Source organism: Candidatus Dependentiae bacterium (genome assembly GCA_020431705.1).
GTDB lineage: Bacteria > Babelota > Babeliae > Babelales > Vermiphilaceae > JAGQHQ01.
Genome location: JAGQHQ010000028.1, coordinates 1 through 5,241, shown reverse-complemented (window position 1 = coordinate 5,241; position 5,241 = coordinate 1). Strand labels below are relative to the sequence as shown.

Genomic DNA, 5,241 nt, shown 5'->3' with positions numbered 1-5,241 from the left:
AAACTATATAGCAGCAATCCAAATTGCCGCTATATTCTATACTTTGAGGCATTTATGAATTTTGGGATAGGTTCTAATGGATAAATATTAAACCTGTTGACAATTAGCTAGTTATTATCTCAGAAAACTTAAAAAGAATCGTAGTATTCCAGCAATAGTTTAGTTTGACAAAACATTATTTATTTTAAGGGGTTGACTTTATGGAAAGTACATTAAAGCATTTATATATTCTTTCTCTTCTTTTAACATCAAATTATTGCTTATACGCGATGGAAGAAAAAAATATTAAACCAATCGAATTTTTTCAAAATTCCGATGCAATACACATTTATACCGAAACAACAAAGGACATCATTAGAAAAACCTTTCATGTCTTAGAGCGAGGAATAATACCATCGGATGATGATGATTTAACACCCTCAAAATCAGGAAGAAAACCAGAAGTAATCCTTACTAATAAAGTGATGTGTACTACCCTAATTAACTGTAGAATGAAGGAATGCTTTGGAGAATGCAAAGACTCAAGATTTTACAAAAAAAAACTTTCAAAAAATGGTCAACTTTTGCTTATCAACCAATTTAATAATTTTGTTGATTTAAATCTTAAAAAACATATCAATAATCCAACTACAAAAAATAAAATCAAGGATCTCAATGATTATCTTGTTGAAGTTACTCGTAATGCTTATCAACAAAACCTCATTATAATAAAAAATGAAACTATAAAAGCATTCAGTGACTACGAAAGCATACGTCAATCTGAATTAACTCTGGCACAAGCGCAAGTAATTGTATACCAAAATGAACGTGATAAAGAAAAAAAAGAACACAAATGGTATTTTGCCAAGGGTGCAATTGCAAGTAGCTTAATACTTGGAATTGCTGGAGCAGCCGCATTCAAAACTGGATTAATTAAACCCGGTAATGATTAAAAAGCATCTGTTTTTGACCTGATTTTATAGCAAAAGTTTTTTAATACATCTATTTTGTTAAGCGCTATTCTGATTCAGAACCATCACCTAACTATTGAAGTTGATGAACATAATATTGCGCAACCTTTGATCGATATCGGCAAAAATCACGTAACCTACCCACACATCTCAATCGATAAACCAACACTAGAAGATTATTTTTTAACAATTGCCAAATAATAAGGATAACTATGGTTTCATTAAGTGATATAACGGCCATAGTACTTCGCCATACTCGTTTGTATTGGCGAGACCTTAATCTTTTTCTAGGCATACTCTATTGGCCTATACTTGATATACTCATATGGGGTTTTTTAGGCTCATGGATACAAACCTCATTCTTTATACCACTTTTCCTTTATACGATTTGGATCGGATTTATTGGTTTACTTTTTGTACTTTTATTGGGCAAACGCGGTGTGGAACTTGGTTTTATCACAGCATGGTTTTTATTACCATTCAGTGGTACCTACTATCCTATAGAAATATTGCCAAAATGGGCCGCACAACTAATAAGTAAATTACTTCCCATGAGCTATGTGTTTCATGCTATGCGACTATATATAGCGCATGCACAAGAAAGACCCAGCACCCTATATCATAAAAGCAACTATCTTTGGAGTTTTTTACGCTGCAATCGCTATTATACCTTTTATCTACTGCTTCGACCATACCAAAAAGCGTGGGCTGACTCGGCTTGTTGATTAACGAGTAAAACAACACAGCTCACTGTACGAGAATAGACACTCTGCAAAGTTAGTTTAAAATACACATAAGAACCTACATGCGCAACTAATTGACAAAATAACTCAAAAACAGTATTTTATATCTGAAACAAAATGTATATTTGGATGTTATCGGCATACTTCTAATAAAAAAAATAAATGGAGAATTAAACATGGTATCTAAACAATTCAAACAGATAGCTTTTGTTGGAATACAGATATTTTTTGTGAATACTGTTTTTTGTCACTTTACTTATAAGAAGCCATCTATTGCAAAAAAATTAGATATTATAATTGATTTAATCAAGTCTAATGATAAAAGTAATGTACGATCACACCTATCTGATTACACATTGACTAATAACAACATAAAAAAATCTGTTAAATTTTTTGTAAAAAGTAATGTCACTCAGTCGAAAGACAAGCTTATTGTAGACGATATCCCTAAAGTTAATTTTTTCCATTATTCTGGTAGTCGTCTTTATTTCGTTCGTAATCAACATGGCAATCTTATATCTGTTGTAAAAATTTTTAATAACCCATTTAATAATAAAGGTTTATTTTTACGTAACTTGGTTGGGTTTAAAATAGGTACACATATTTCTGCCAAACACTTTCAGATAATTAGATGCCAATCTGTAGGAAGATGTGTTGTTGATGGAGAAGAATACGGAATGATAGCAATGTCACCCGCATCAGGTATTGAAATTCAAAAACTTATTGTTGATTTGCTTCATCAACCAAGGAATAGTCAAAAACGCATTTCAATGCTTCAAACTATTCAAAAAGCTATGGAAAAACTAGGAAATGCTTTGGCAGAATTACATCAATTACACATTCGTCATAATGTTCTCTTAGATCATTCCATTATAAAAAATTCACACAGTCTATTTGCAAACATGATACACCTTTTAAAAGATAATGATTATGGAATAGACAGCGAAAAACTAAGGTCTTATTTTAATTTTCTCATTCAGAAAATTCAGTCAGTAAAACTAAATGCAACAGTTAGCCATGGCGATGCTCAATTAGGAAACTTTTTATATGACCAATACGATAACACCGTTTATATGATAGATTTAGAATCCATGGATAATAGTGTATCTAGAAAGAATGGCCATTCGATAGGCAATGGTGCGGTTGATTTTATGGAAGTTGTAGAACTAATTAATATGAATAAAAAATTCGGTCTTTCTACAAAAGAAGCCGATGCCTTAACTCAATCGTTCTATCAAGGATATGGAAATTTACCAACAGAACTAGAACAAGAATTTTTTTTACTACTATATAGACTTAAATTTGCAACATTGTTTTTACCATTATTTCAAAAAAATTTTAATCGAACTGATTTACCTGAAATAAGAATTATTCTTTTACAGGAACTACAAGAACTTGCTGAATCTGCAAATAAGTATAATCTCTCATAAATATATAAAAACACTTTTTTGAGAAAATACAGCTCATACTAGACGTGAGCTTACCTGAAAATATATTCTTCCTCTTTTCCCCTCCCCTGCCTATAAACTAATTGCAATATTTTTAAAAAATACGTAAAGATCGGCTTTTATACCAATAGGCTTGTTGATAAGCATTAGACAACTTAAATACCAAGCCCCTCAAAGGTAAAAATGGATATTTTTACTATATATTTGAGCACTTGCATGACAAGTAGAAATTTGATACTATTCAAAAATAAGCACTATTTGCTTTTAGCATATTATTTATTTTAGGTAGAAAAATTTTTATGATAAAGAAGTTTGGTTTATTTACACTATTTTTACCATTTTTTTTATACTGTTCTGCACTAAGTGTGCAAATGATACAACTTGTTGCATTTGATATCCATGGTGTTTTGTGTACACAACCAGCACGAGGCAAAGCAGGATGGCAATGTCATATTAAGCCTGAGTCCCTTAAATTAGTTGAGGAGCTTTCAGCTCGTGGGATAAAAATGGTGATTTTCTCTAATATTAAAAGAAAAGAATTTACAAAGCTTATTGCACGTTATCCACATCTTTTTAAACATTTTGATCTGAGCAGATCTCTAACAGATGCTTCAGGTATTTTCAATCGTAAGCCGCACAGTGGATATGTAAAAAAATTTATCAAGCGAACTGGGGTTTCAGCAGATAAAATTATGTTCTTTGATGATAAGCCAAGAAATGTTCATGGCGCATGCAAATGTGGGCTATGTGCATATCATTTCACAACTATAGCACAGGCTCGAATGTTTTTACAAAAAAATGGTTTGTTATAATTATTAGTTTTTTATTAAATATGAGGTATATACAATGAAATTTTTCAGATCAATTCTTTTTAGTGCGATTACATTATTAATTGCACCGTTATGTGCTGAACAAAAAACACTTGTTAACAACAACGTACAAACAAAAGCTGTTATTTTTGCCTTTGATATGGATGATGTTATGAGCATCAGCAAAAAAGTAGGTTTTATAGATTTTATTGGCATGCTTAGAATTGTATTTCACCATCCGAGTATATTGTCAGCATTGATCAATATTAAGAAAATACAAAAAGATGGAGTAACAATAAGTAAAGAAGTTAATGGTAGTACAAACGTTATATACACATTACTTAATAAACTTAAAGAAGATGGGTATGGTGATTTGCGTGATTATGCTGATGAAATTATGAACCGTTCAATGAAACGCAAACCAATTCAACAAATGGTTGATGCCGCTAAAAGCCTTAAAGATCAAGGCTATGTATTAATTGGTGCGACTAATCAAGATTGGAAACAGCATCTTGCGTATCGTGAGCAAATGCGCAAACACGGTGTTGATTTAAATGAGATTTTTGATGCAGTATTAGTAACACGGGTAAATCATATTCAGGTTCCTGAAGACCAAAAAGAAAAATCTTTTTTTATACCAGTTGAATACGAAAATATGTACGCAGCAATAGATAAAAATGCATACAAACCACATAAAGAGTATTATGAAATACTCAAAGATCTTACAAAATATATTGCTAGTCAAAAGGGTATTACAGTTGACAGTATTATCTTTACCGATGATAAAAAAGAAAACGCTCTTGGCGCTAATAATAACGGCATAAATGGTATACATTTTGAGTTGGCTGGCGGCAGTGCTCGCAAAACATCACCAGAAGATCTGCAAAAAACTGTTAATAACTGGAAAGTACAATTGAATAAGAAAGGTATTGCTTTATGATTATAAAAAAATGTTTAAATCTGTTATTATTAGGATCAATTATATGCAACGTTGTAAGCGTACAGGCAATGAAAAGATCTCGCCTTACATCTTGCATTAGATATGTCGGAGCAACCAGATCAACACCTTCCAACAATATAATCACAACTACCTACAAAAGAAAGTTAAAACTAGGCACTTTTTCTTCTCATACGCGTTCATATTGTAGCAAAAGTATGAAAAATTATATCCCAATAAAAACATCTAATATGAAAAGATATAAAGTTAGACTATCTGAGCGAATTGTGAAATTAAAAAATCGATACATCCGATTCAAAAGTCCTAAACATGTAGGCTAAAACAGCAGCCTTT

At 31.5% G+C, this 5,241-nt stretch carries 5 protein-coding genes; all 5 read left to right on the top strand.

Annotation, left to right across the window (positions count from 1 at the left end):
- The first annotated feature begins 200 nt into the window (after positions 1-200).
- The 5 genes from KC460_05025 (at position 201) to KC460_05005 (ending at position 4,890) form a co-directional block, all read left to right on the top strand.
- Positions 201-932: a hypothetical protein gene (locus KC460_05025; GenBank protein MCA9770704.1), complete on the top strand. Its 732-nt coding sequence runs from the start codon at positions 201-203 to the stop codon at positions 930-932.
- 230 nt (positions 933-1,162) lie between these two features.
- The gene (locus KC460_05020) at positions 1,163-1,675 is read left to right on the top strand and encodes a hypothetical protein (protein ID MCA9770703.1); all 513 of its coding nucleotides are present in this window, start codon (positions 1,163-1,165) and stop codon (positions 1,673-1,675) included.
- A 194-nt stretch (positions 1,676-1,869) separates the two neighbouring features.
- A complete protein-coding gene (locus KC460_05015; GenBank protein ID MCA9770702.1) occupies positions 1,870-3,123 on the top strand; it encodes a phosphotransferase in 1,254 nt (417 codons plus the stop codon).
- A 317-nt stretch (positions 3,124-3,440) separates the two neighbouring features.
- On the top strand, positions 3,441-3,953 hold the full coding sequence (locus KC460_05010; GenBank protein MCA9770701.1) for an HAD hydrolase-like protein: 513 nt from the start codon (positions 3,441-3,443) through the stop codon (positions 3,951-3,953).
- 34 nt (positions 3,954-3,987) lie between these two features.
- On the top strand, positions 3,988-4,890 hold the full coding sequence (locus KC460_05005; GenBank protein MCA9770700.1) for a hypothetical protein: 903 nt from the start codon (positions 3,988-3,990) through the stop codon (positions 4,888-4,890).
- The last annotated feature ends 351 nt before the right edge of the window (positions 4,891-5,241 follow it).

What these genes read in the sequence shown, in the direction of transcription:
- KC460_05025 (MCA9770704.1), top strand. Translation starts at nt 201, where the DNA reads ATGGAAAGTACATTAAAGCATTTATATATTCTTTCTCTTCTTTTAACA.
- KC460_05020 (MCA9770703.1), top strand. Translation starts at nt 1,163, where the DNA reads ATGGTTTCATTAAGTGATATAACGGCCATAGTACTTCGCCATACTCGT.
- KC460_05015 (MCA9770702.1), top strand. Translation starts at nt 1,870, where the DNA reads ATGGTATCTAAACAATTCAAACAGATAGCTTTTGTTGGAATACAGATA.
- KC460_05010 (MCA9770701.1), top strand. Translation starts at nt 3,441, where the DNA reads ATGATAAAGAAGTTTGGTTTATTTACACTATTTTTACCATTTTTTTTA.
- KC460_05005 (MCA9770700.1), top strand. Translation starts at nt 3,988, where the DNA reads ATGAAATTTTTCAGATCAATTCTTTTTAGTGCGATTACATTATTAATT.